This is a genomic window from Mesorhizobium sp. WSM4846 (assembly GCF_055811415.1).
The window spans coordinates 56,009-79,381 of record NZ_JBVVPZ010000031.1; the positions used below are offsets into that span (position 1 = coordinate 56,009).

General features: G+C 61.9%; 27 protein-coding genes. 19 read left to right on the forward strand and 8 right to left on the reverse strand.

Features of this window, described 5'->3' with window-relative positions:
• From AC0L15_RS23105 to AC0L15_RS23130, 6 genes are all read left to right on the forward strand, one after another.
• Positions 1 to 201, forward strand: a complete 201-nt coding sequence (locus tag AC0L15_RS23105; protein WP_473497186.1) for a hypothetical protein — start codon at positions 1 to 3, stop codon at positions 199 to 201.
• A 277-nt stretch (positions 202 to 478) separates the two neighbouring features.
• On the forward strand, positions 479 to 1,213 hold the full coding sequence (locus AC0L15_RS23110; RefSeq protein WP_287249687.1) for a BA14K family protein: 735 nt from the start codon (positions 479 to 481) through the stop codon (positions 1,211 to 1,213).
• A 125-nt stretch (positions 1,214 to 1,338) separates the two neighbouring features.
• The gene (locus AC0L15_RS23115; RefSeq protein WP_128170354.1) at positions 1,339 to 1,668 is read left to right on the forward strand and encodes a DUF2934 domain-containing protein; all 330 of its coding nucleotides are present in this window, start codon (positions 1,339 to 1,341) and stop codon (positions 1,666 to 1,668) included.
• A gap of 3 nt (positions 1,669 to 1,671) precedes the next feature.
• Entirely contained in the window at positions 1,672 to 1,821 is a 150-nt protein-coding gene (locus tag AC0L15_RS23120) for a hypothetical protein (protein ID WP_156941652.1), read from the forward strand.
• Positions 1,822 to 1,978: 157 nt separating this feature from the next.
• A complete protein-coding gene (locus AC0L15_RS23125; RefSeq protein ID WP_473497188.1) occupies positions 1,979 to 3,751 on the forward strand; it encodes an adenylate/guanylate cyclase domain-containing protein in 1,773 nt (590 codons plus the stop codon).
• Between the two features lie 363 nt (positions 3,752 to 4,114).
• Positions 4,115 to 5,593: a protein adenylyltransferase SelO gene (locus tag AC0L15_RS23130; protein WP_287249690.1), complete on the forward strand. Its 1,479-nt coding sequence runs from the start codon at positions 4,115 to 4,117 to the stop codon at positions 5,591 to 5,593.
• Between the two features lie 312 nt (positions 5,594 to 5,905).
• Here AC0L15_RS23130 and AC0L15_RS23135 read toward each other — a convergent pair whose 3' ends face one another.
• Positions 5,906 to 6,787: an AraC family transcriptional regulator gene (locus AC0L15_RS23135; RefSeq protein WP_287249692.1), complete on the reverse strand. Its 882-nt coding sequence runs from the start codon at positions 6,785 to 6,787 to the stop codon at positions 5,906 to 5,908.
• Between the two features lie 201 nt (positions 6,788 to 6,988).
• Here AC0L15_RS23135 and AC0L15_RS23140 point away from each other — a divergent pair, with 201 nt between their 5' ends.
• Positions 6,989 to 7,744, forward strand: a complete 756-nt coding sequence (locus AC0L15_RS23140) for an SDR family NAD(P)-dependent oxidoreductase (RefSeq protein WP_128188165.1) — start codon at positions 6,989 to 6,991, stop codon at positions 7,742 to 7,744.
• Between the two features lie 300 nt (positions 7,745 to 8,044).
• Here the strand turns inward: AC0L15_RS23140 and AC0L15_RS23145 are convergent, their stop codons facing one another.
• Positions 8,045 to 9,631, reverse strand: coding sequence for an adenylate/guanylate cyclase domain-containing protein (locus tag AC0L15_RS23145; protein ID WP_128172976.1), 1,587 nt, complete (start codon positions 9,629 to 9,631; stop codon positions 8,045 to 8,047).
• Positions 9,632 to 10,071: 440 nt separating this feature from the next.
• On the opposite strand from AC0L15_RS23145, the gene AC0L15_RS23150 reads away from it, so the two are divergent.
• The 3 genes from AC0L15_RS23150 (at position 10,072) to AC0L15_RS23160 (ending at position 12,613) form a co-directional block, all read left to right on the forward strand.
• Positions 10,072 to 11,190, forward strand: coding sequence for an adenylate/guanylate cyclase domain-containing protein (locus AC0L15_RS23150; RefSeq protein ID WP_287249693.1), 1,119 nt, complete (start codon positions 10,072 to 10,074; stop codon positions 11,188 to 11,190).
• 28 nt (positions 11,191 to 11,218) lie between these two features.
• Positions 11,219 to 11,698 carry a hypothetical protein gene (locus AC0L15_RS23155; RefSeq protein ID WP_287066315.1) on the forward strand — a complete coding sequence of 160 codons (480 nt, stop codon included), beginning with the start codon at positions 11,219 to 11,221 and terminating at the stop codon, positions 11,696 to 11,698.
• Between the two features lie 210 nt (positions 11,699 to 11,908).
• Positions 11,909 to 12,613 (forward strand): gamma-glutamylcyclotransferase, encoded by a 705-nt coding sequence (locus AC0L15_RS23160; protein WP_287249696.1) that lies wholly within the window; start codon positions 11,909 to 11,911, stop codon positions 12,611 to 12,613.
• Positions 12,614 to 12,744: 131 nt separating this feature from the next.
• On the opposite strand, the gene AC0L15_RS23165 is transcribed toward AC0L15_RS23160, so the two are convergent.
• Positions 12,745 to 13,227: a hypothetical protein gene (locus tag AC0L15_RS23165; protein ID WP_473497191.1), complete on the reverse strand. Its 483-nt coding sequence runs from the start codon at positions 13,225 to 13,227 to the stop codon at positions 12,745 to 12,747.
• Between the two features lie 316 nt (positions 13,228 to 13,543).
• Positions 13,544 to 14,215 (reverse strand): Crp/Fnr family transcriptional regulator, encoded by a 672-nt coding sequence (locus AC0L15_RS23170; protein ID WP_091600388.1) that lies wholly within the window; start codon positions 14,213 to 14,215, stop codon positions 13,544 to 13,546.
• A 224-nt stretch (positions 14,216 to 14,439) separates the two neighbouring features.
• Here AC0L15_RS23170 and AC0L15_RS23175 point away from each other — a divergent pair, with 224 nt between their 5' ends.
• Positions 14,440 to 14,601 carry a hypothetical protein gene (locus AC0L15_RS23175; RefSeq protein WP_023803866.1) on the forward strand — a complete coding sequence of 54 codons (162 nt, stop codon included), beginning with the start codon at positions 14,440 to 14,442 and terminating at the stop codon, positions 14,599 to 14,601.
• Between the two features lie 706 nt (positions 14,602 to 15,307).
• On the opposite strand, the gene AC0L15_RS23180 is transcribed toward AC0L15_RS23175, so the two are convergent.
• Together AC0L15_RS23180 and AC0L15_RS23185 are read right to left on the reverse strand one after the other, a co-directional pair.
• Positions 15,308 to 15,763 carry a GNAT family N-acetyltransferase gene (locus AC0L15_RS23180; RefSeq protein ID WP_236473060.1) on the reverse strand — a complete coding sequence of 152 codons (456 nt, stop codon included), beginning with the start codon at positions 15,761 to 15,763 and terminating at the stop codon, positions 15,308 to 15,310.
• A 337-nt stretch (positions 15,764 to 16,100) separates the two neighbouring features.
• Positions 16,101 to 16,280 (reverse strand): hypothetical protein, encoded by a 180-nt coding sequence (locus AC0L15_RS23185; RefSeq protein WP_128247673.1) that lies wholly within the window; start codon positions 16,278 to 16,280, stop codon positions 16,101 to 16,103.
• 136 nt (positions 16,281 to 16,416) lie between these two features.
• On the opposite strand from AC0L15_RS23185, the gene AC0L15_RS23190 reads away from it, so the two are divergent.
• The gene (locus AC0L15_RS23190; protein ID WP_287250311.1) at positions 16,417 to 16,677 is read left to right on the forward strand and encodes a hypothetical protein; all 261 of its coding nucleotides are present in this window, start codon (positions 16,417 to 16,419) and stop codon (positions 16,675 to 16,677) included.
• 4 nt (positions 16,678 to 16,681) lie between these two features.
• Positions 16,682 to 16,942 carry a hypothetical protein gene (locus AC0L15_RS23195; RefSeq protein WP_027155395.1) on the forward strand — a complete coding sequence of 87 codons (261 nt, stop codon included), beginning with the start codon at positions 16,682 to 16,684 and terminating at the stop codon, positions 16,940 to 16,942.
• Here the strand turns inward: AC0L15_RS23195 and AC0L15_RS23200 are convergent.
• On the reverse strand, positions 16,939 to 17,652 hold the full coding sequence (locus AC0L15_RS23200; protein WP_287250313.1) for an SOS response-associated peptidase: 714 nt from the start codon (positions 17,650 to 17,652) through the stop codon (positions 16,939 to 16,941). The genes AC0L15_RS23195 and AC0L15_RS23200 overlap by 4 nt on opposite strands.
• 274 nt (positions 17,653 to 17,926) lie before the next feature.
• Between AC0L15_RS23200 and AC0L15_RS23205 the strand changes: the two genes are divergently transcribed.
• The 5 genes from AC0L15_RS23205 to AC0L15_RS23225 all read left to right on the forward strand — a co-directional run bounded on the left by AC0L15_RS23205 (position 17,927) and on the right by AC0L15_RS23225 (position 21,034).
• Positions 17,927 to 18,367 carry a hypothetical protein gene (locus AC0L15_RS23205; RefSeq protein ID WP_287250314.1) on the forward strand — a complete coding sequence of 147 codons (441 nt, stop codon included), beginning with the start codon at positions 17,927 to 17,929 and terminating at the stop codon, positions 18,365 to 18,367.
• Between the two features lie 165 nt (positions 18,368 to 18,532).
• Positions 18,533 to 19,315, forward strand: a complete 783-nt coding sequence (minC, locus tag AC0L15_RS23210) for a septum site-determining protein MinC (RefSeq protein WP_287066308.1) — start codon at positions 18,533 to 18,535, stop codon at positions 19,313 to 19,315.
• Between the two features lie 106 nt (positions 19,316 to 19,421).
• Positions 19,422 to 20,237: a septum site-determining protein MinD gene (gene minD, locus AC0L15_RS23215; RefSeq protein ID WP_023803856.1), complete on the forward strand. Its 816-nt coding sequence runs from the start codon at positions 19,422 to 19,424 to the stop codon at positions 20,235 to 20,237.
• Positions 20,234 to 20,506, forward strand: coding sequence for a cell division topological specificity factor MinE (minE, locus tag AC0L15_RS23220; protein WP_023803855.1), 273 nt, complete (start codon positions 20,234 to 20,236; stop codon positions 20,504 to 20,506). The genes minD and minE overlap by 4 nt, the downstream gene beginning before the upstream one ends.
• 291 nt (positions 20,507 to 20,797) lie before the next feature.
• Entirely contained in the window at positions 20,798 to 21,034 is a 237-nt protein-coding gene (locus tag AC0L15_RS23225) for an exopolysaccharide production repressor protein (RefSeq protein WP_353813172.1), read from the forward strand.
• A 182-nt stretch (positions 21,035 to 21,216) separates the two neighbouring features.
• Here the strand turns inward: AC0L15_RS23225 and yghU are convergent, their stop codons facing one another.
• Positions 21,217 to 22,083 (reverse strand): glutathione-dependent disulfide-bond oxidoreductase, encoded by an 867-nt coding sequence (yghU, locus tag AC0L15_RS23230; RefSeq protein WP_287229482.1) that lies wholly within the window; start codon positions 22,081 to 22,083, stop codon positions 21,217 to 21,219.
• A 224-nt stretch (positions 22,084 to 22,307) separates the two neighbouring features.
• On the opposite strand from yghU, the gene AC0L15_RS23235 reads away from it, so the two are divergent.
• Positions 22,308 to 23,210 carry a S1C family serine protease gene (locus AC0L15_RS23235; RefSeq protein ID WP_287250318.1) on the forward strand — a complete coding sequence of 301 codons (903 nt, stop codon included), beginning with the start codon at positions 22,308 to 22,310 and terminating at the stop codon, positions 23,208 to 23,210.
• The last annotated feature ends 163 nt before the right edge of the window (positions 23,211 to 23,373 follow it).

The window sequence follows — 23,373 nt, forward strand, 5'->3', positions numbered from 1 at the left end:
TTGGTTCCTCGCCCCCGCAAGCGGGGGAGAGGTGGGCGCGGCGCGGCCCGGGGGGGGGGGGGTGTTTTGGGGGGGGGGGGGCCGCCGCCGGGGGGGGGGGGGGGGGGGGGGGGGGCCGCCCCCCCCGCGGGGGGGGGTGGGGGGCCCCCCCCGCCCCCGGAGAGGGGGCCTTTCGAAACACGGAAACCTCCCCCTGGATGAAGGCCTTATGGCGCAAGCCTGCGCAAATTCCCCCTCTCCGTCTCGGCTTCGCCGAGCCACCTCTCCCCCACGTTCGTGGGGGCGAGGAACCCAGGTTCTGCGAGAGGAGTCAGCCTCCGCGACATCCGCAACATTCACCACAAAACCGTGTCCGCCCCGGGTCGACTGCGCCCCCGCACACGAGCCGCGCCTGTCCGAGTTGCCTGGCACGCCGCGCTAGTTGGAACCGGATCCAGTGCCTCGCATTCTAACAGATGACGGGGCAAAGGAGCGCAGGGTGAGAGCTTTATCGGCGGTACTTGGCGGCTTCGTGCTGACGCTGGCGGTTTTCGCCAGCGGATTGGCTTTCGCCCTGTGGATTCTCTCCGCCGAGCCGGTGCGGCCGGTCGCTCCGACTTCCAGCGTTGCCGAACTGTGGCCGAGGGAGCCGCGGAAGGTCAACCCCGCTTCGCAGCAGCTTGAGCGCCTTCCCGCCCGCGCGGTTCCAGAGGTCGCAGAAGTCGCAGAGCTCCCAGCGGTCCCAGAGGTTGCAGAAGTCCCGGCTGATCAGGCCCCATTTGATCAGGCCCCAGTTGATCGCACCGCGAAACCTGCCGATGCCGCAGCTTCGGCGCCCGACACCACCGCCTCCATCAAGCCGGCAACGCCGGCAACCGACGAGCAGCAGGCCATGCCCGCCGCCCATGTGGAATGGTGCGCGAGCCGCTACCGCTCCTACAGGCCAAGCGACGACCACTACATCTCCTACAGCGGGGAGCAGCGTCCCTGCATCTCGCCCTATCTCGATGCCGGTGCGGCCGACCGCGCCGCACAGCCTGCCGACGATGGCGCCAGCTATGTCGAGGCGACCGACACGTGGTCGATGGATGGCGATGTTCCGGCGGATGAAACCGGCGGCGCCTGGCTTCCGCCCGACCACGTGCAATATTGCTTCAGCCGCTACCGCTCCTATCGGCCGGAAGACAACACCTACCAGCCCTATTCCGGCGGCCCGCGCCGGCAGTGCGAGTAGGTGGGTGCTGAGCGGCGAACTGGCGGCCGCAGTGCATGGCGCCTGTGCGACCGCCGATCACGCAGATTTCTTGGATCGTTCGTGTTGGCGCGGCGTTCATCCGAATATCCACAGGAGGAATCAGCATGAGCGACGACCGGGAAGACAAGATCCGTGAGCGCGCATACCAGATCTGGGAACGCGAAGGCGGGATCCACGGCGATCCCGAGCGGCACTGGCACCGGGCCGAGGCCGAGATCGACAGGGAGGCAGCCCTGCCGCTGACGGCAGGCGATGCCCTGCCGGAAACCCGCGAGGTCGCGAGCTCCGACGTCTTGACGGTGGAAGCCCTGGCTATGCGCACCGGCATATCGGGCGAACAGGCGCAGGAACTGATCGACAGGCTGGGCAACGACCGGGCGGCGATCGAGCAAGCCGCGCGCAACCTCAAGGGGAAGCAGCGGCTCGGGGAGTGACAGATGATCAGAAAACTCAAAGACGGAAAATACCGCCTCTATTCGCGCAAGAAGGACGAAAAGACCGGCAAGCGCCGCAATCTCGGGACGTTTGACAGCCGCGAGGCTGCGCAGAAGCACGAACGCGAGGTGCAGTATTTCAAGAGGCATTGAGGGGCGTGCCGTCCCTTGCCAGGCAGCAGCGCCGGATGACCCCTTACTTCGGCGTGGGGTGTAGAATTCTAGCGAGTGCAGGATACCGCTCTGGGGGCAGCGAACTTTCATGTTTCCCTGCCTCTTCGTGTTATTGTGGATACGAGGAGATTGGCCCGTGAGCGAGAGCCGCAAGCTAGCCGCGATCCTTGCCGCTGATGTGGTCGGGTACAGCCGGCTGGCGAGCACGGATGAAGATCGTACGTTGGCCCGGTTGCGGGCACTTCGAAGCGACCTGATCGACCCGACCATCGCCGTGTACAACGGTCGTATGGTCAAGCGCACAGGCGATGGTGCGTTGGTTGAATTCCGCAGTGTGGTAGACGCCGTGCGCTGCGCCATAGAAGTGCAGAATGGCATGGTCGAGCGCAACGCCGGCGTGCCCGAGGACCGCCGCATCGAGTTTCGGATTGGGATACATTTGGGCGACGTGGTCGAAGAAAGCGACGGCGACCTGATGGGCGACGGCGTCAACATCGCCTCGCGTCTGGAGGGTGTCGCGGCCCCGGGCACCATCTGCCTGTCCGAAGACGCCTATCGGCAAGTCAAGACGAGACTAGACGTTTCGGTCAGTGATCTCGGCGACACCCAGCTCAAGAATATTGCCGAACCGATCCGGGTTTATTCACTCCGAGTCGGCACCGCGGCTCACGCAAAGGCGCCTGTGACCCACGAACTTTCGGAAGCTCTGCTTTCCACAGCGGCACCGCCTCAGTTATCGATCGCCGTGCTGCCCTTCGCCAACATGAGCGGTGATGCCGAGCAGGAATATTTCGCCGACGGAATCTCCGAAGACATCATCACAGCTCTCTCAAAGCTGTCGCAGCTGTTTGTGATCGCTCGCAATTCGTCCTTCACTTTCAAGGGCAGGAACGTGAACGTTCAGGAGGTCGGCCGGAACCTCGGCGTGCATTACGTGCTGGAGGGCAGCGTTCGCAAATCCGGCAACAGGGTACGTATCACCGCGCAGCTTATTGACGCGACCACAGGCGGACATCTGTGGGCGGAGCGCTTCGATCGCAACCTGACCGATATCTTTGCCGTACAGGACGACGTTACGCAGCAAATTGTCGACGCGCTGGCGCTCAACCTGACAAAGGGCGACCAGCAGCGGCTCGCGACCGAACAAACCGGCAACCTGGACGCATATGACTGCTTTCTTCATGGCCGAGAGCAGCTATGGCGGTTCACGAAAGCGGAAAACATCAAGGGCCGGGAGCTGTTGCAGCGCGCCGTCGAATTCGACCCGAAATTCGCTCCCGCCTACGCGTTCCTCGCGTTCGCAAACATACTGGACTATGCAAACCAGTGGAGCTCGTCGTGGTCGAACGCAATGGCAGAAGCGGAAATGTTCGCGGCACGGGCAGTGGCGCTCGACGATCGATATCCTTACGCACATTGGGCGCTGGGCATCGCCGAATTGTATTCGCGACGGCATGAGGCGGCCATCTGCTCGGCTAAACGCTTGATCGCTCTTGCGCCAAATCTTGCCGAGGGGCACGAAAATCTCGGTTACGCACTGCATTATTCCGGCAAGGCTGAGGACGCACTCCGGTGTTTCGACAGGGCAATGGCCTTGAACCCGTATTATCCGGACGTGTACCTTCACTTCCAGGCGCAAGCGATGTTCCAGTTGCGCAGGTACGAAGAGGCAATTGGGATCCTGAGGCGGCGACTTGTTCGTAACCCTTCCACCGACGTCTCACGCGTGCTCCTGGCGGCGAGCTACGGCCATCTGGGTCGGTTCGAAGAAGCCCGTCGCGAGTGGCAGGAAGTGTTTCGCGTCAACCCCCAATACTCACTGGAACATCGCCGCAAAGTGTTGCCCTACAAGGATCCCAACGATTTCGAGCTGATCGTGGATGGCCTTCGCAAAGCCGGCCTCGTATGAGCACCTGACCGGGCGAGGTCCGGTATTGAACCTCCTGCAGCCACTGCTTCGAAGGAACAGCACGACCGCTGTGCGGCGCGTTGATGACTGGAGCGGGGTCGTAAGCAGTCAGGCGGCTTAAGGCTACCGATTCGCGAAGACCAGACGTTCGCTGGCGCGAGAAGCGTCGTAGCCGTTCCGCTCGAAGAGGCTACTTGCCCGAAGGCACCGATACATCCATTTCTGGCACGTAGCTGGAAATGAAGTTCGAGCATCGCCACATCAGTATACGGACCGGCAGTCTGATGGAACTATTGTCATTGATAACAATCTTTGCGACCGACGAAGCGTCTCGCGACTGCCGTTGATGTTTGAGGAGTGTGAATGACGGTACGCTTTGCATTTGACAACAGCTATGCTCGGCTGCCGAGCTCGTTTTATGCGCGTGTTTCCCCGACCCCGGTCTCCGCACCGCACCTCCTCAAGCTTAACCAGGAGCTGGCCGTCCAGCTCGGGCTCAACCCGGTAGAACTCGCCACGCAGGCGGGTGTTGAGATTCTTGCCGGCAAACGGATTCCCGAAGGTGCCGAGCCGATCGCTACCGCCTATGCCGGACACCAGTTCGGTCAGTTCGTGCCGCAGCTCGGCGACGGAAGGGCAATCCTGCTAGGCGAGATCGTCGATCAGGAAGGAGTGCGCCGGGATATCCAGCTAAAGGGCTCCGGCCGAACACCGTTTTCCCGCGGCGGCGACGGGCGGGCGGCGCTTGGACCCGTTCTGCGCGAGTACATTGTCAGCGAGGCCATGGCGGCTCTTGGCATTCCGACCACTCGGGCGCTTGCTGCGGTTATGACGGGTGATGAGGTGATACGAGAAACCTACCTGCCAGGCGCAGTGCTGACACGGGTCGCATCCAGCCACATGCGGATCGGAACCTTCGAATTCTTCGCGGCGCGCGGGGACGTGGATGCGGTGAGGGCTCTCGCTGATCACGCGATCGCCCGGCACTACCCGGATGCCGCGGGCGCTGCTCGCCCCTACCTGGCACTGCTGGAGAGTGTGATTGCGCGCCAAGCGAACCTCGTAGCGCAGTGGCTCCTCGTCGGCTTCATTCACGGGGTTATGAACACCGACAACATGTCTATCGCCGGCGAGACGATTGACTATGGCCCCTGCGCTTTTCTGGACATCTACAATCCCAACACCGTATTCAGCTCGATCGACCAGTTAGGTCGCTACGCTTATGCCAATCAGCCTGCGATCGCCCAGTGGAACCTGACGCGGCTGGCGGAGTGTCTGCTGCCCCTCCTGGCTGGGGATCAGGACAAATCCGTGGAGCAGGCCCAAGAGGCGCTTTCTGCCTTCGCAGCACGGTTCAGCGACGCGTATAATAGTGGCTTGCGTCGCAAGTTGGGACTTTTGTCGGAGCGGGAGGGCGATCTTGCGCTGACGCATGATCTTCTCGATCGGATGGTCGCTGGCAAGGCGGACTTCACCCTGACTTTCCGACGCCTGAGCGAGGCCGCTATTGGACCCGAAGGCGACGTCGCGGTGCGCAGCCTCTTCGAAGACCCTGCCCCATATGACGACTGGGCCGAGCGCTGGCGCAAACGGCTCGGGCAAGAGCCGCAGGAAGGTTCAGTGCGCCGGGCTTCCATGCAGCGCGTAACTCCTGCCGTTATCCCGCGCAACCACCGCGTTGAGGCGGTCATCGAGGCCGCCGTGGAGAAACAGGAGTTCGGACCGTTCGAGGACCTTCTGACCGTGCTCGGCAAGCCATACGAAGTCCAGCCAGGCTTCGCGAGCTATGCCGAGCCACCACCGCGCGATGGCCGCGTCTATAAGACCTTTTGTGGGACCTGAACCTGAGGTTCGTTGCGAAGAGATGCGTTGGATGACGAAAAAGAGCGCTCGATCGCGCGAGCGACGTTCCGGCTAGCATTCCAAGCTTTGCGCTCCGGCATGGCAGGATCGTGCTGGAAATGTCCATCGTGCTTCTCCTTCGGCGCACCATTGGCCGGAAGGGAAGCGAAAGGGGACTAGTCGGCAGCGGGGCCGACTGCGGACTGTCAGTTTTCGGCCATCGAGGTGCAGAAGCGGACGTACGCAGCGCTCAAAGGGTGGTCTGGATGTGACCCACAGCGGACGCTCGCTTTCTTCTGAAGCAGAGTCAGACTACGCAGCCATCTGTGCCCGCCGTATGTCGCGGGCCGGTGGTTTGCCGAACAGACGGCCATATTCGCGGGTGAACTGAGGCACGCTCTCATAGCCCACCGCGTATGCCGCCGAACGCACGCTCGTGCCATCGGCCAGCATCTGGCGCCGAGCCTCGATCAGGCGCAACTGCTTCTGAAATTGCAAGGGAGACAGCGTGGTGGTCTGGCGGAAATGCTGGTGGAAGGACGAGGTGCTCATCCCCGCGGCCTCGGCCAGTTCCTCGATGCGGATCGGCCGTGCATAGCTTTCGCGGATCATGGCGACCGCACGGGCGATGCGTTGTGCATGGCCATCGGCCCCGCCGAGGCTGCGAAGGGCCGATCCGTGCCGTCCCGCCAGAAGCCAGAAATGAATCTCGCGCAGCAACGGCCCTTGTAGGACCGGGAGGGCAAAGGGACGGTCCAGAAGCCGCATCAGATGCAGCGCCACATCGGCGACATCTGCGTCGGTCGGCTCCACTCGGACAGGCTTGCGCGGATCGCCCGGTACCGCCGCTATCTCCACCGCGAGTTCCCGCATAAGGACGGGGTCGAGTTCCAGCACCAGCGAATAGTAGGGCGCGCCGAGGGTTGCCTGCGTGATCTGGCTGACCGTGGGCACATCGGCCGAGATCAGCAGCGAGTCGCCCGGACCGAATTCCAATGTCTCGGCCCCTATCGTGACCCGCTTGGCACCTTGTAACAGCATGGCCACCAGCGGCCGATTGACAGCCACCTGCAATTCGCCGGGCTGCGTGGCGCGGATCGCGGTCAGGCCGGGAATAGGCGTCGACGCTGCCCCGAAACGGTCGGCATGAGTGTCGGCAAAGCTGCGCACGAGGTCGAGAAGCGTTCGGCTCATATGAGCAAGATGAAGGGTGGTGGCGCTTCAGGCAAGACCTGAAGAAGGATCAGGCAAGAAATCAGAACCCTCTGGCAAATCCTGTGTGGCAGGCCGATCCAGATTTGCAGGAACAGGCAAGACTACGCGAGGAATCGGCAACAACTGGAGACGCTCTTGCCGTATGTTGTTCCCATCACTTCGGATGAAAGGACTTCCCGCATGACCAAGATCGCACTCGTCACCGGCGCCAACCGCGGCCTCGGCCGCAACATCGCTGTCAGCATCGCGCGGCATGGTCGCGACGTGATCGTCACCTATCGCGGCAACGCATCTCAGGCCCGCGAGGTTGTGGCCGAGATCGAAGCCCTGGGCCGTAAGGCGGTTGCTCTGCAGCTCGATCTCGGCGTGGTTGCCAGCTTCGCGGCCTTTGCCGAGACCCTGCGCGCGGCGCTGAAAGAGACCTGGGGCCGCGACAGCTTCGATTACCTGATCAACAATGCCGGCCACGGCGAATTCGCCATGATCGGCGATACGACCGAGGCGCAGTTCGACGGTCTGTTCGACGTCCATGTGAAGGGCATCTTCTTCCTCGTGCAGGCGCTTCTGCCGCTCATCGCAGATGGCGGGCGGACCGTGAACTTTTCTTCGGGCCTGACCCGCGTGTCCTATCCCGGCTTCTCGGCCTATGCGGCCGCCAAGGGGGCGGTCGAAATCTTGACCGTCTATATGGCGAAAGAGTTGGGTGCACGCGGGATCACAGTGAACACGGTCGCGCCCGGAGCGATCGAAACTGATTTCGGTGGCGGGCTGGTGCGCGACAATGCCGAAGTCAACGCGCAATTCGCAGGGATGACCGCGCTTGGCCGCGTAGGGCTGCCCGACGACATCGGGCCAATGGTGGCAAGCCTTCTGGGCGAGGATAACCGTTGGGTTACGGCACAGCGGATCGAGGTTTCGGGTGGTCAGGCGATCTGATCAGTCGGACCCCCGACAACTGAAGCGCGCGGCTGTATGGCCGCGTGCATTGTCATTCCGCCGTCCGGAAAAGCCTCCTTTGGCCGTCGACTGAAGCTGAACGGCCGGAATATCCGCAAGCACGATTTCCAGGATAGCCTCCGGCAACGTCTGCTATTGGGCAACAGTAGAGATCACCTCAACGGCCGACATTAGGCGCGAAGCGGTCATCCATGGCTCCACTACGGGAGTCTGCTTCGGGTCGAGGGTGCGTTTCCGAAACGGCTCTGTAGCGGCAGAACCGGACGTTCAAGGACCCTGCTAAAAAGTAGCGGGCTTGCTTCGGGCGGTTAAGGCCAGGAGCGCCTCCGAAAGACGTTTCTTTGCCCGTTCGACCCCCTTCTCGTCGATCGCTTCGACATCGAGGAACAGGTCGAGGCCAGTCGCGTGCTCGCTGATGACCTGAGGGCGCTGTGCCAGTTCACCAAGGAGGCCCTCGACTTCATAGGGGACAACCTCCCGACTGATCCCCTTCATGGCGATCGGCGCCAACGGACGCGCTCGGACGAGGTCGCGCACGAGCGCATAGGTCTCATAGCTAAGGCAGATGCCGCCAGGTTCGGCAATCGATTGCAGGCGGGCCGCTAGGTTCGCTTCGGCCCCGATGATCGTGTAGTCCATGCGATCATCGGAGCCGAAGTTGCCGACATTGCAATAGCCCGTGTTGATGCCCATGCGAGCTCGGAACGGCTGCTCAATTCCTCGATCACGCCACAACCTGTTCAGCTGCTCTAGCCGGCGCTGCATGTCGACAGCCATGCGCAAGCAGGCCCTCGCGTCCTCCTCGACACCCTTTGTCTCGGGGTCTCCGAAGAACACAAGAAGTGCGTCGCCGATGAACTTGTCGACCGTAGCCTCGTGCTTGAGCGCGATCATTGACATCTCGGTGAAGTACTCGTTGAGGAGTGCCGTGAGGTCCTCAGGCTGGAGCCGTTCCGCGATCGCGGTGAAATCTTTGATATCTGAGAAAAAGATTGTGAGCTTCTTGCGCTCGGTCGCGATAGTCACGTCCTTTTGGCCGCTGAAGATGCTTTTATAAATTTGAGGCGAGAGATATTTGGCGATCTTCAATGAAATTGCGGCGAGAAAGTCGTTTGCCTCGGCGAGTTCCGTGTTCATGCCGTGAACCAAGGCGGACTGCCGACGCTGCAGGAAAATGAACGTTAGACCCGCCGCAGCTGCGAAGCCGAAATACAGAAGCAGATACTTGAAAGAGAGGACGTTGGCCCCGATTGGCTGGGCGACCGATATCTCCTGGATACCTCGGACATCCCCCACCTTCCAGTCTGTCTTGGGGCTGTCCGGGTGCGAGTTATGGCAGTTGACGCAGACTTGTCCCATTACTACGGGAGCCGCCGCGCGAACGTGTCGGTCAAGCAGCGAACCCGAGGCTTCGATGATGGGCTCACTTGGATTGGCGCGAAAGGCAGAGATTGCGTTGCGCTCGAATGTGTCTAGCTGGTGGGGCTCGCGGCCTTTGAAAGGTAGGTCCGAGACGAAGCGATATTTGACGGACCCGTCGTGAGCGCTGATGCGCTTGCCGAGTTCGATTGAGAGGGTTGCTGGGATAGGGATCGCACCTGGCACGTCCCTGTAATTGTGCGTCGCGGTCACGGCGCCGTCTGCTTTCAGGACCCGTCCCACGACGTCGCTGCCGTAGAATCCGCGCATGTCGTCGATGATCCGGCTGATTTCGCTGGCTTGCGTGCGCAGCATGCGTTCCGACAGATCTCGGAGGTCGAGCCAGGCTGCGACGGGCAGACCTATAAGGCCGACGACCACTGCCGCAACCAGGAGCGGTCCCATGGTGCGTTGCTCACGCGCAATCTGTTCACGCAATCCAGCCATTGTCCAGGTTACCGCCCACCCGTAATCCAATACCTGAACTATACCTTCATTCGCGGCTCGCTACCAGCGCCAGTGGCTCGGTGAGAACACGATGGGGCCGGAAGCGGACTTGCGGCTTCGAGGCCTGGAGTGTGAGAAGCGGACATTCAGGCGCCCCCCATGCATCGACGTGAACTGACCCATTCCGGCCGTCGCGCCGTTTCTTCTGAAGGTCGCGAAAGGGATGGAAGCCGGACTACGCACAAGCGCGCTTTGTGTTAGACGTTTCGGCAACCTCTTCGAGACGTTTGCAAGGCGCTTTCCCGATGCGGCCGGCTTCGCAATGCGCTAAGCTCCTGACCTGATACGCCTAAGACGATGGCGCTGCCATTGGGAGATCGCCCGCCACGGAGCTTCGCTATGAAACGCAAAATGGAGCCGAGGAGCAAACCGCGGAACGCTTGGCTAGCTGTCTGGCCCTCATTTCGGAAAAGGTCGATCTGCTCGACGGCCGGGTTTTCAAGACGACGGGCGACGGGGCCCTCGCCGAATTTCCGAGTGCCGTAAACGCCGTGCGCAGTGCATTCGAGATCCGCAGCGCGCTTGCAGGCGCACAAGAGCCCGACACCGAACCTTTCAGGATGCGGTTCGGTCTCCATATCGCGGATGTCGTGGTGCAGGGCGATGATCTGGTCGGAGACGGCGTCAACCTCGCGGCGCGCATACAGGCGGCAGCCGAACCAGACTCGATCTATGTGAGCGGTGCGCTCTTCGATCATGTCCGCCGCAATTCTGCGTTCATATTCGACGATATGGGCGAGCGGGCGTTCAAGAACATTACGGAATCGGTGCACCTCTATCGGGTCCGCGGCGAGATCGGAGCGCATCGGCTGCAGTCGCCGCCGACGCAACTAGTCATCACGACGGAACGGTGGCCGGCATCGGTCGCGGTGCTCCCTTTCCGGGTTTCGGGCGACGACGAGAACCAGCGCTATCTCGCCGAGGGCCTCACCGAGGAGCTTATTGTCGAACTGGGGCGGTTTCGGCGTCTTTCGGTCAGTTCGCGGAGTGCGAGCTTCGCGGTTGCGGACTCCGACCCGGATCCGGTGAGGGTCGGCGAGGCTCTGGGCGTTCGATGTGTGCTTGAGGGGCAGGTGCGCAAGATCGGAGAGCGGGTTTCGATCAGCCTCACGCTGTCGGAAACCGACCAGGGGACGGTGGTCTGGAGCGACAAGGTCCAGCGTCCGTTCGAGGAAATCCTCGCCTTGGTTGATGGAACCGTCGCGAGGATCGCCGCGACGGTATCCGGACGGATGGAGGACGCAGCCATGGTGGCGGCGCGCCGAAAGCCGCCAGAAAACATGACCGCCTTCGACTGCCTCTTGCGCGGCTCGATCATCACCGCCTGGGCGGCGTCACCGACGACAATGCCCGCCAGGCCGTCGGCTGGCTTTCAAAGGCGATCGAGGCCGATCCGCACTACGCGGCCGCCTATGCGTGGAGGGTCTGCGCAGCGTCAGGGCTGCCGGGTTTCGACCCGAGCAAGGTCGACGGGACATTTGCCGCGCGCTCCAGCTTGACCCCTGCGATGCCGAGGCAAACCGGATCATGGGCGCGTTTGAACTTATGGGTGGCAACTTCGACGAGGCACTGGCGCACAGCCGCAGAGCAATGGAATTGAACCCGACGGATGCCTACATCAAGGCAAGATGCGCCGCGATCTTTACCTTTGTGGGCGAAGCAGAGCGTTCCTTGCGTTTGCTCGACGACGCCGAAATGCTTGATCCATTCCTTCCTGTGTATTGCGTCGAGGAAAGGGGCGTGGCCCTCCATTCGCTGGGCCGCTATGCCGAAGCAATTGAATCCCTCGGTAGGCTAACGTTTCAGACCAACAGATCGCGCCTCTATCGGGCGGCTGCACTCGTAGAACTCAACCGAGTCGACGAAGCCAGTCGGCTCGTTAGAGAAGCTGTCGGGGGCAAGCCAGATCTTACGGCCTCCGTCTTCACCAGCGGCGAGTATTACCGCGATCCTGAGAAAGTTCGGGAGCTTGGCCGCTTGCTGAGAAAAGCAGGTTTGCCGCCATAAGGTCACTGAGCGACCGTTTGCTGGTAACGACAACCCGTTCGACAACGCAGTGGATGTCTCCATGGCTCGACTCCGGCCGTTTGCGATCGAAACAGGGAATGGCGGGTTGTGGCGCATTCAAGCCGTGCGTCGGTTCGTATCTTGCAACGCCGGTAGCATCTGCCAAGGATACGCGATCCTGATCCGATGGAGCACGGGATGCCAAGCCAAATGAGAAAGCTGACCCTGACCGCGGACCATGTCGCGCGGGTCCACAAGGTCGTTCAAGACCAGGGTTTGACGGCAGGTGCCGAGCTACACACCGATGCTGACTACGACCGCTGGGTCGAGCAAATGATCCGAGCTCATCCGGCCCCGAAGGCACCGACCCGCCTATTCGCTTACGGCTCGTTGATCTGGAAGCCGGAGATCGAGCACATCGGTGAGCAACTCGGCGCTGCTCGGGGTTGGCATCGTGCTTTTTGCTTCCGCATGACCCGTTTTCGGGGCACGCCAGAGCAGCCCGGCCTTATGATGGCCCTGAATCGTGGAGGGCAATGCCGGGGCGTCCTGTACGACCTACCAGAGGACAACCTCGAACGCCAATTCGGCAAACTGTTTCGACGCGAGTTCACCTACAAGCCGGCCAATAGCATGCCCCGCTGGATCACGGTCGAGACCGCCTCGGGAGCCACGCCGGCGTTGACCTTTGTTATGAACCGCGCCTCGCCTCTTTATGCCGGTCGTCAGTCACTTGAAGCAGTTGCCGATGTCCTGGCCCGGGCCTGCGGTCATTGGGGCACCGGGGCCGAGTACTTGCTCAACACGGTTTCTCACCTCGAAGCCAAGGGGATACGCGACCGCAACCTCTGGCGACTTCAACGCCTTGTGGCAGAGTTGATAGAGCGAAACCCGGCGGAGCGGAACGTTCTTTGAGCCAACGGAGCGCACATCTCTTCAAGCGTCTGCAGTTGGCGCTCTGTGCTCGTTGCGGCCGACCGATTCAAACGGCAGGGCCTAACCCATCTCGGCCATTCGCGGCATAGCCAGAATGACTGAGTTTTACCCTAGTCTTCCTCCCGAAAATCCTGCAGCGAGGCATGGCGCAGATTCTCCTCGCCGCGGAGATGCTTCACGCGGCCGATCAGCACCGGCTTGACCCATTGCGTCGCCGGCCGTTTCATCCCGTTTGGCGGGGCTTCTGCATGCTCCTGCACCCGTTTCCAGAGCCGTTCGCGCAACTCCCGGTTTAAGGTAATGAAAGCCGAGCCGACATAGCGTCCGTGCCGCGCTCGGCCATGAGCGCGAAAGCCGGCTTGCCTGCCTCGCGCTCGACGCCAAGAAGTTCGTATTCGTCGCTCGAACAGGCCTTGGTCTTCAGCCAAGCCGTGCGACACGATCACGATGGCGAGGTGACGCTTGTTCACGATGACGGGACCGTCACGGTTCGGCTTCACGGCTACGATGTTCCGGTGACGACGCGCGGGGGAACGCCTCGCCGAAATACCGGACCTCTCCACCGCGTCCGCCCTCGGCAATCGCGACAGCATGCTTGGCTTTCGACACATCGACACCGACGTAAAAAACGTTATCTTGCTCCATGGCCCGTCCTTCTTCGCTTGGGGCTCGGCTCGGCACTCCCGAGCAAACTCACCCTTCGATCCGCCCTTGTAAGTCTGCAAGCAGGCTGGGGATAACGTTCCGTGCCCGCATCAAGAAGCCCAGTCATGATTCTTGCAAGGGGTGAAGCGATCAAAGCCCGACCCGCGCGCTGGCACGCTAGGTTGCCCGGTTTGCCGGAAGGAATAATCACGCGGCCGAGGAGTATGAAACGTGCGGTGCCCCCCGCCGCAGCGACAGCCTTCGCTATTCCTTCTTGTCGACCAGCGCCCGTAGTGCCGAGACGTCATGCAGCAATAACCTGCTGCCGCGCTTTTCGATCAGGCCTCTCTTGGCGAGGTCGCTCATTTCGCGCGAGACCGCTTCCCTGTGCGTGCTCATCGTTGCCGCCAGCTCGGAATGCGTCGGTGCCGGGCTTATGGACACCTCGCCGTCCACGAGTGCGGCTTTCTCCGCCCGATGCAGGAGCTCGACGATCAGCCGTTTTCGCACGACCAGAGTGCTGTATTCGAATACCCGCTCGGTCATGCGCCGGAGCTGGGCAGACAGATGCTCAAGCAGCATCCAGGCGAAAGTCGGATGGGTCATCACGATATCCCGGAATGCTGTGCCGGACAGCCGTGCAGCGCGGGTTGCCTCCAGCGCGACGACGCTAGCAGAGCGTGCAATCCCGTCAATGCCTCCGAGCTCCCCGAAAATGTCACCCGGTTCGACATCGCGATACGCTATCTCCCTGCCGTCCGCTGAAACCAGTGTCACGCGAGCCCGTCCTTCCAGCAGGAAGAAGACATCGCGACCAGTGTCGCCGTGGGAAATGATCAGCTCGTTGTGTCGATAGCTGCGCTCGTGCCACCGTTTGGTCAGCGCGGCGAGGTCGGCATCGCAAAGTCTTGAGATGAAGGCCGGAGAGCCTGTCACAACAGCCTCTTGTTCAATCAGGTGTACTTCATCTTACTCCCTATCCAAGGAAATTTGATGGCCGCAGGCGCCGCTTTCCGGAAAGCAAAACTGAGACGGATTTTTCCAATGTTTTCCCCGGTGTGGGAATTCCCACAGCCGACCCTGGTTCGACTGTCATATCCTTGTTGCAACGTCAGGCCCGCCGGCTCGTGCGCAAGCCGGCGAAAGGAAAGGGAACAGTCATGAAATTCTTGGCTCCCGTCACAAAACTTGCTGCGGGGTTTCGCAAATTCGTCGCGCCGCGCTACCGCCCGGAGCTTTATTACATGCGTGGCCCGGGGCCAGCCACCGCCCGCCGTATGGGCACGCGGCGGCAAAACCAATCCATCGACCACTACGCCTAACTTGCCTCGCGGACGGCTGACGCTCTCGCCCGGAGTGCCGTTCGCGCCGTTCCGTACCGGTCAATTCAGATCAATGAAGGTACGATCTGATCATGGTTATAATTCATGCTGCCGCCATTGGTCCATTTCGCAGGTGGTTACGCCTCCGCGCGGAGGGAAAAGCTCTCTTGTCGGCAACGGACCAGTTGAGCCGTTTACCCGATGACGTTCTTGGCGACATCGGCATCTCACGTGACGAAATCATGTGCGCTTTGCGAAGCCGCGCCATCCGTCATGCGGAGGCAGGCGCGGCCGGCACGACGATCGAGCGCACCAGGATCGCTTCGGCCTCGATCCCGAAACGGTTGGCCGCCGGCAGTAGCTACGCCTCGGCCGAGATCCCCTTTGGCTGGTCCACGAGCGCGCGATCGAGCCTTACATCGCGGCTTCGACAAGCAGCGGCGCGCGGACGGGACCTTCGAACGGCACTACACCTGCGACCCCAAGGACTGAATGTTGACCGACGGGAACTAGGGAGGATCTCAAAATGATCATGTCAGTTGTTAAGTCCCTCGCGCTCGCTCACGCTGACATGCCAATCAAACAGCTGAAAGACGTCTATTTGGATTGCGAACGGGGAGGCCGCCGGTGCGCTGGGGACGGAAGACGTGATGTACTGTTCGATGCGCGAGTTCCGACTAGGCGCGCGATAGCAGTTTGCGGATAATCAACGATGCATGGCCTTCTGCACCGTGCAACGCGGCCACTTCGAACCATGTTTGCGGTAAAAGGCCATTGCCCGGTCGTTTCCCTCGAGCACTTCGAGTGCGATGCTCAGGATGCCGGAATGGGCGGCAAAGACAGCGTGCAATATATTAGCGGCTAGCCCGGTGCCGTACTCGCTTTGATCGATGTGGAGCCGGTCAAGCATCACGTCGCCGGCTTCATTCATCTTAGCCATCGCGTAGCCGGCAATCGAGCCGTCTGGCCGTTCTGCCACGAACGACATTTTGTTGGTGTCTGTCAGTTCCGCCGCAATCCGCTGCAGCGTGTGATCTTCATCCGAAATCAGGGCCGCGGTCTCGGCACCCATGATTGGCGAGTACGTCCTGCGCCAAGACTCTCCAATGAGCAGCGATACCGACGGCACGTCCTGCTCAGTCATGGCTCTGATTTGCGTCATCGATAACGTCCCCTGCCGGTCAATTATAGCGTTGCCGGACGGGCCGCTCAAATTCGGAGCGGCGGCCTACCGCCGCTTCATCGCATGGGGGTCACGTCGTTCCCTACATCTACCATCAGGCATGGTCCGCAGGTCGACTCCTACCGATGAGCTAACGTCCGCTCTGGAGAAGCACCGCGAATGTCTGAACATGGCGCAACCAGGACCAATAGCTTCGCGCTGCCGATGTCCGCTTTCGAGTAACAGCGAAATTGCTTCGAATGACCAAGATAGGCGCTAAGCCGACCTTCGAACGGCACGATTGAACACGCGTCCTGCTACCGTCATCTGTAAGCGCTTACCGCGTCGCCCGGCGCCGTCCCTCCACGGCGTCAAGCCGCTCCTGCAGGTGCCCATTGAGCACGATCATCTCCTTGAGCGCCTTCACCGCGTCGCCCTTGTGCTGGGCGATGAACTTTTGGGCGATCGCCTGAAGGGCGGCCTCCTGGCGTCTGTCCAGCGTCACGATGTGGTCCATGACGATGCCTCTGACAGTTTCTGTTTAAATTGAACAAAACGGGAACAAAAGGTGTCAAGTGTGAATTGACTTGGCGAGGAATGCCTTCCTATTTGTCAGTGGTGGGGCGGTTGCTCACAAACTGGGGAGAGCCGCGATGGGCAGACGAAAAAGCCGGTTTGACAGGCTGTCGGCGAGGCATGCCGAGGCGATCATCAGCGACGCTCTCAGCCTGCGCAGGACGGTGCTTTCGTCGCAACTGCATCTGAAGGCGCATGGCGAGCTGTTTTGGCAGCTTTGCGGGCTTGCCGAAAAATTGCATGAGGTGATGGCCAGCGTAGCGGAGAAGGAGCCCGATTTCCGGATGCCGGATCTTGGCCTGCTTCCGCTTCCCGAGGGCTATTTGCCTCGGAAATGAGGCCATGGCCGGGCCGATGGACAGCGTTGGACGTGCCGCGAAGGCCAACATGCTGCTGATCGTCGAGTGCGGCCACTGCTACCATGTCGGGCGTTTTCGGGCCAACGACGTGGCCAAGGTGGTGGGCTGGAACAAGCCGCTGGAGACCATCCGATTCAGATGCAAGCGGTGTAGCCGAACGGACACGACGGTGAAGACCCAGTTCGTCGACCAGGACCATCCGCCAAAAGGCTACATCTGGGTGCTGCAAAAATTCAAGCTTTAGAACAGCGAACCCTGTACCGGCGCCTGTGGGGCCTGCGGCGGAAATTTTATCTGCGTCGCCGGCTTGTCGACGATCACCAGCGCGTCGTCCGCTGCCGTGCGTTGCAGATGCCTGGCTTCCGACCACGGCGCGCTCAGCCAGGTCTCGGTTTCCTCCTGCGTGGTCAGGATCACGGGCATCGCCTTCTCGTGGATCGGCGCGATCAGGGCGTTGGGCCTGGTGGTCAGAAAACCGTAGAGCTCGAACTCGCCCGGGCCGTCCTTGATCTTGCGCACGCCTTGCCAGCGTGTCCACAGCCCGGCGAAGAAGAACAGCGGCCGCGCCTCGCCCAGCGCGAACCAGTAGTTTTTTTGGATACCGGTATCCGGATCCTTGTCGCCCGGCGTTGGGCTCGGTTCGGCAAAACTGGTGAGCGGCACCACACAGCGGTTCTCGACGCCGAGAAATTGCTGCCAGTGGCCGTATTGCGGGTTGCGGATGTTGGTGGTGCCGTAGTCGGCCTTGCCCTTCACGCGTTCGACCGGCGTCGGCATGCCCCACAGCAGGTTGGCCAGTTCCCGCTCACCGTCCGGCGCGTTGCGAACTACCGGGCCGGGCTGGTTGGGGTAGATGTCGATGGAGGGCTCGAGATTGCCGAGACTGTCGCGCAGGGCGCGGGTCCACTGGCGGATCGCCTCCTGGCTGGTGGTGATGTTGTAGAGGTTGCACATGTCGAGCCCTCAGCAATGTTCAGGCATCTTGTGGGAAAGGGCAGGTAATTTCCAGCGCTGTCCGGCTGGCTGCTGACACGCTACCCCAGCCCACAGCGCCGCGATCACCGCCGTCATTCCGGCGATCGACCGCGGCAGAAGGATACCGTCGTGCGCAGCGGCGAACCGCGGGCTCCGCCTACGCAACGCACACCGCTCGCGCGCGTTCTACCCATTAGGAGGAGCCATGGCGATGTGACAGCTGGTCTCATGCGCTCACAATCGGAGGCAAACCATGATGTCCAAGTTCAAAGATGCCCTTGACCGCGGCAAGGAAGCCCGCCGTGAGCAAGAGGGGAAGGTCGGCAATGAGAAGGCCGAGGCGGTGGACTTCGGCGCGCAAGCAAGGGCCTGGCTAAACGACGTCGTGGTCGCGTCGCTGGAAACGGCCAGGGCTGACGTAGCAGGCGAGGTGGCCGTCGAGATGGACACCGCGCCACGCCGCCAAGCCAAAGCATCAACACCATCTATTCGGTTCAGAATCTACAGGAAGCGGGGAACGGAAAAGGAGGTGGTCGGAAGAACGTTCACGGTCAACGTCCAGCTCAGTGGACAAGTGTCGGTCTCTTCACCGGGGATGGTGGCAAGAGAAGTGGGAAACATCGGGGATAGGGCTGACGAGCGGTTCTCTAGCTTGCTGGCGGAACTGATCGAGGACGCAGCAAAGGGCGCTTAGCCAGCAAGGTGTCGAGGAGGGGCCGGCGATTTCCAGCGTTGTCTGCGGCTGCTGACACGCCGAGCCTGTCAGTAACAGCTTTTCGGACGCCGCAAACAGCCCTCCGTTAACCTTTCGTTAACCATGGCTGGCTAGCGTTTACCTATCAGTAAGGAATCGCTGTCCGTGACCTTCGCCGCCCCCGTCGAGACCAAATCCATTCGCTTTCGCGCCCGCTCCTTCGTCGCCTTCACGCTCACCCCGGAGACGCCGCTTTCGGAGTGGCTGGAAAGCCTCGACCGCTGGATCGGCAATTCTCCCGGCTATTTTGCCGGCCGCCCGGTGGTGCTCAACCTCAACACGTTGAAGCCCGCGGTCAGCCAGATCGAAGCGCTGGTTGCCGAGCTTGGCCTGCGCGGCATCCGCATCTATGCCATAGAGCTCGACGGCAACACGGTGCTTGAGCCCAGTCTGCCGCCTTTGCTGATCGGCGCCAAAGAGGCCACAGCCGGGCTGCTCATGCAGGCCGACCAAAAGGCTGCCGGCAGGCCGGAAGAGGCGGGCAGGGCGGAAGAAGGCAGGGCGGAACCGGGCAAGCAGTCAGAAGACAGGCAACCAGAAGACAGGCTGCCGGACGCGCCGGCCACGCTGATGGTCAAGACGCCGATTCGCTCGGGCCAGTCGATCTTCCACGCGCATGGCGATGTCATCGTGCTGGGCTCGGTCGCCTCCGGTTCCGAGATCGTCGCTGCCGGCTCGATCCACGTCTACGGCACGTTGCGCGGGCGGGCGTCGGCCGGTGTGCTCGGCCATTCGGCGGCGCGCATCTTCTGCCGCAAAAACGAGGCCGAACTGCTGTCGGTCGACGGCTGGTATTGCACCGCCGAGGAGATGGAGCCGGCCTTGCGTGGAAAAGCGGTGCAGGCGTTTCTGGAAAAAGACACGCTGCGCATCGCGCCGTTCAGCTAATGCAGTCGCCCGAAAGTATGGCAGCAGTTTTAGAATTAAAACAAAGACTTAAGCGCATCGCATAAATCAAACACTTAACAATACAAGCAACAATAAGGAGGCATAGATGGGCAAAGTTGTGGTGGTCACCTCGGGCAAGGGGGGCGTCGGCAAGACGACCTCGACGGCCGCCCTTGGCGCCGCCGTCGCGAGAACCGGCAAGAGGGTGGCGCTGGTCGACTTCGACGTGGGCTTGAGGAACCTCGACCTAATCATGGGCGCCGAGCGGCGGGTGGTGTTCGACCTGGTCAACGTCATCCAGGGAACGGCCAAGCTGTCGCAGGCGCTGATCCGCGACAAGCGGGTCGAGACGCTGTTCCTGCTGCCGGCCTCGCAGACGCGCGACAAGGATGCGCTGACCGAGGAGGGCGTCGGCGAGGTGATCGAAAAGCTGAGCTCGGTGTTCGACTACGTCTTCTGCGACAGCCCGGCCGGCATCGAGCGCGGCGCGCAGCTTGCCATGCGCTTTGCCGACGAGGCGGTCATCGTCACCAACCCGGAAGTCAGTTCGGTGCGCGATTCCGATCGCATCATCGGCCTGCTCGACGCCAGGACCGTCAAGGCCGAGCGGGGCGAGCAGATCGCCAAGCATGTGCTGGTGACGCGGTACGATGCGGCGCGCGCGGCGCGCGGCGAAATGCTCTCGATCGACGATGTGCTCGAGATACTGTCGACGCCGCTGCTGGGCATCATTCCCGAGAGCCAGGACGTGCTCAAGGCCTCCAACCTCGGGTCGCCGGTGACACTCAGCGATCCGACCAACTCCGCCGCCCGCGCCTATATCGAGGCGGCCAAACGGCTCGAGGGCGAGGACCTGCCGGTCGTCGTGCCGTTCGAGCGCAAGGGCTTTCTCGATCGGCTTTTTGGAAGGAGGGCAGCATGAGCCTGTTAGACCTCTTCAAGCGGCGCGGCAGCGCGCCGGTGGCGCGCGAGCGGCTGCAGGTGCTGCTCGCCTATGAGCGCCGCAACCGCAGCCAGCCCGATCTCGTCTCGGTGCTGCGCGAGGAGATCATGGCCGTCATCGCCAGGCATGTGCAGATCGACCAGGATTATCTGCAGGTCTCGATGGATCGCGGCGAGACGATGTCGACGCTGGAGATCGACATCCAGATCCCCAACAAGAGCGCTAGGCCGCTGGCCATGTCGGCCTGAGCGTTGCGCCTGTAGTAGTTTTTGACGCCGGCGGGACAGCGCCCCCCCTCTGGCCTGCCCTCTTTGCCCCCACTTGGCATCTCCCCCTCAAGGGGGGAGATTGGCAGCTTCGGCGCACCGCTCGCCTCTGCATCAACCATGCGCACGCTTCCCATCCATTTGCCCCTTGCGCAACCGCCAAAAGGGTGAAAACGTTGGTCCGGGGTAAATGGGCAAGGGTGGTCGCCGCGGCTGTTAGAAGCTCCGGGGCGGCCTTGAAAAGCGATGAATTTTCCACAGTTCCTGGTGGGGATGACCGCCGCGGCATTCGTCGTGGCGCTCTCGACTTTCTTCGCAACGGGTTCAATCTGGAAGGCGCTGGGCTGGACGGTCCTTACCTTGATCGTCCTGCAGGTTGGATATTTTTTGTCCGTCGTCCGGCTGATCTATAGGGCCGAACGAAAGAACACAGGTGACCGCGAGCCGCGAGTACTGGACCGTCGAGACGCCATGTGGTTTCGAGATTCAGGTCGGCCACCACAAATATAAACATGCCTAGACCATGATGTTCATCAGATAGACAGTATGGTCTAAACCGCTTGAAAGCGGACATGTTCGGTTCTGGGAATGTGCATTGGACGTTCCGTTACTTTAGTCAAACAGTATATATCTCCGAGCGCATATGCCCGATACTGCGCAGCGCGTCATCCGCTCCAGCTCCGTCGCTCTGATCACTCCGCCGCCAGTCTGTCCTGCGTCCTGGTGTCGAAATCGCTGGCGTCGTGGCGCTCGTGCAGTTGCATCGCCGGCTCGCCGAAGGCGCGGTTGACCATGCGGCCGCGCTGCACCGCCGGCCGTGCGTCGATCGCGTCGGCCCAGCGCTGCACGTGCTTGTATTCCTGCACCGACAGGAACGCGCCGGCGTCGTTGTACATGCGGCCCTTGGCCAGCCCGCCATACCAGGGCCACACGGCGATATCGGCGATCGTGTAGGCGTCGCCGCCGAGATATTCGCTTGCCGCCAGGCGCCGGTCGAGCACATCCATCTGGCGCTTCACCTCCATGGCGAAGCGGTCGATGGCATATTCGAACTTTTCCGGAGCATAGGCGTAGAAATGGCCGAAGCCGCCGCCGAGATAGGGCGCCGAGCCCATCTGCCAAAACAGCCACGACAGGGTTTCTGCGCGCGCCGGCTGCTCGGTCGGCAGGAACTCGCCGAATTTCTCGGCCAGATGCAGCAGGATCGAGCCGGATTCGAAGACGCGGATCGGCTTCGGCCCGCTGCGGTCCATCAGCGCCGGGATCTTGGAGTTGGGATTGACCTCGACGAAGCCGCTGCCGAACTGGTCGCCGTCGTTGATCCTGATCAGCCAGGCGTCATATTCGGCGCCTTTGTGGCCGCGCGCCAACAGTTCCTCCAGCATGATCGTCACCTTCACGCCGTTTGGTGTCGCCTGCGAGTAAAGCTGCAGCGGATGCTTGCCGACCGGCAACTGCTTGTCATGCGTCGGGCCGGCGATCGGCCGGTTGATGCTGGCGAAGGCGCCGCCATTCTCCTTGTTCCAGGTCCATACTTTCGGCGGTGTGTATTGGTTCATTTCGGGAGGCCTTTGTGAGCGGGGAGGGTCTTGGCGAGGATCAGCTTGCATAGATACAGGTAGTGCGGGCTGACGGAAGTTCAACTTGTCTTGAACTATTGTCGGTGTCGGCAGCGCAAGCCTGCGCGATTGCATCCGGCCCTTGCGCCTCGTGACATGCGCCATAGCTATAGAAGATGCCGGCCCTCTGAACGGTCGTCGTGAATATTGCCAGGATTGAGAGCATGACCATCGATACGATTTTGCGGTCCATCGTGACGGTGCGCGCGTCGATTCCGGATGATGCCTTCACCGCGAATGCGCTAGGCACCAGCCGGGAAGGCAGCGGCGTGGTCATTCGCGACAACGGCCTGGTGCTCACCATCGGCTATCTGATCACCGAGGCGGAAGAAGTCTGGCTGACCGACCACAGCGGGCGCGTGATTCCCGCGCACGCGCTCGCCTACGACCAGGAAACGGGCTTCGGCCTAGTGCAGGCGCTGGCCCCGCTCTCCCTGCCCGCAGTGGCTTTCGGCGACGCGGCCAGGGCGATGGCCGGCGACCCGGTGGTGCTCGCCGACGGCATCGGCCAGGCGGTAAGCGCGTACATCGTCACCAAGCAGGAATTCGCCGGCTATTGGGAATATCTGCTGGACGAGGCGATCTTCACCGCGCCGGCTCATCCGTCATGGGGAGGTGCGGCCCTCATCGGGCAGGACGGCAGGCTGCTCGGCATCGGTTCTCTGCGCCTGCAGATGAGCCGCGCCGGCGAGATGGCCGATATCAACATGGTGGTGCCGATCGACCTGCTGCCGCCCATCCTCGACGATCTGCTGACACGCGGCCAGGTTGCCAAGCCACCGCGCCCATGGCTCGGCGCCTTCTCCGCCGAAAGCAATGGCGAGGTCGTGGTGATGAGCGTCGCCGAAGGCAGCCCGGCCGCCGAAGCCGGCCTGCGCCAGGGCGACATCATCTCGGATGTGCGCGACGGCGAAGTCGACGGGCTCGCCGATTTCTACCGCAAGTTGTGGCAGAACCAGGCGGGCGCCGAGATCCCGTTGCGTGTTGTGCGCGACGGCCGCGAAACCTGGCTGCGCGTCAAGTCGGCCGACCGCAACAGCTTTCTCAAGAAACCGCAGCTGCAGTGAAGCTCCTTTCCTTCCCCCCTTGTGGGCCTTGTGGGAGAAGGTGGATCGGCGCGCAGCGCCGAGCCGGAAGGCCGCAGGTTATTACATCACGATTTGAAGGACCGCCATGGGCTGCGCGAAGCACCCCCCCTCTGTCCTGCCGGACTGTCCGGCAGGATAGAGG

Bases quoted from the DNA above. Each gene is read 5' to 3' on its own strand.
- AC0L15_RS23135 (WP_287249692.1), bottom strand. From the start codon at position 6,787: ATGAGCCGAACGCTTCTCGACCTCGTGCGCAGCTTTGCCGACACTCAT.
- AC0L15_RS23225 (WP_353813172.1), top strand. From the start codon at position 20,798: ATGACCGCCGCGGCATTCGTCGTGGCGCTCTCGACTTTCTTCGCAACG.
- AC0L15_RS23115 (WP_128170354.1), top strand. From the start codon at position 1,339: ATGAGCGACGACCGGGAAGACAAGATCCGTGAGCGCGCATACCAGATC.
- AC0L15_RS23200 (WP_287250313.1), bottom strand. From the start codon at position 17,652: ATGTGCAACCTCTACAACATCACCACCAGCCAGGAGGCGATCCGCCAG.
- AC0L15_RS23180 (WP_236473060.1), bottom strand. From the start codon at position 15,763: ATGACGCAAATCAGAGCCATGACTGAGCAGGACGTGCCGTCGGTATCG.
- minE (WP_023803855.1), top strand. From the start codon at position 20,234: ATGAGCCTGTTAGACCTCTTCAAGCGGCGCGGCAGCGCGCCGGTGGCG.
- yghU (WP_287229482.1), bottom strand. From the start codon at position 22,083: ATGAACCAATACACACCGCCGAAAGTATGGACCTGGAACAAGGAGAAT.
- AC0L15_RS23185 (WP_128247673.1), bottom strand. From the start codon at position 16,280: ATGGACCACATCGTGACGCTGGACAGACGCCAGGAGGCCGCCCTTCAG.
- AC0L15_RS23165 (WP_473497191.1), bottom strand. From the start codon at position 13,227: ATGCTGTCGCGATTGCCGAGGGCGGACGCGGTGGAGAGGTCCGGTATT.
- AC0L15_RS23175 (WP_023803866.1), top strand. From the start codon at position 14,440: ATGAAATTCTTGGCTCCCGTCACAAAACTTGCTGCGGGGTTTCGCAAA.
- AC0L15_RS23130 (WP_287249690.1), top strand. From the start codon at position 4,115: ATGACGGTACGCTTTGCATTTGACAACAGCTATGCTCGGCTGCCGAGC.
- AC0L15_RS23205 (WP_287250314.1), top strand. From the start codon at position 17,927: ATGATGTCCAAGTTCAAAGATGCCCTTGACCGCGGCAAGGAAGCCCGC.
- AC0L15_RS23140 (WP_128188165.1), top strand. From the start codon at position 6,989: ATGACCAAGATCGCACTCGTCACCGGCGCCAACCGCGGCCTCGGCCGC.
- AC0L15_RS23190 (WP_287250311.1), top strand. From the start codon at position 16,417: ATGGGCAGACGAAAAAGCCGGTTTGACAGGCTGTCGGCGAGGCATGCC.
- AC0L15_RS23235 (WP_287250318.1), top strand. From the start codon at position 22,308: ATGACCATCGATACGATTTTGCGGTCCATCGTGACGGTGCGCGCGTCG.
- AC0L15_RS23195 (WP_027155395.1), top strand. From the start codon at position 16,682: ATGGCCGGGCCGATGGACAGCGTTGGACGTGCCGCGAAGGCCAACATG.
- minD (WP_023803856.1), top strand. From the start codon at position 19,422: ATGGGCAAAGTTGTGGTGGTCACCTCGGGCAAGGGGGGCGTCGGCAAG.
- AC0L15_RS23120 (WP_156941652.1), top strand. From the start codon at position 1,672: ATGATCAGAAAACTCAAAGACGGAAAATACCGCCTCTATTCGCGCAAG.
- AC0L15_RS23155 (WP_287066315.1), top strand. From the start codon at position 11,219: ATGGGCGCGTTTGAACTTATGGGTGGCAACTTCGACGAGGCACTGGCG.
- AC0L15_RS23145 (WP_128172976.1), bottom strand. From the start codon at position 9,631: ATGGCTGGATTGCGTGAACAGATTGCGCGTGAGCAACGCACCATGGGA.
- AC0L15_RS23160 (WP_287249696.1), top strand. From the start codon at position 11,909: ATGAGAAAGCTGACCCTGACCGCGGACCATGTCGCGCGGGTCCACAAG.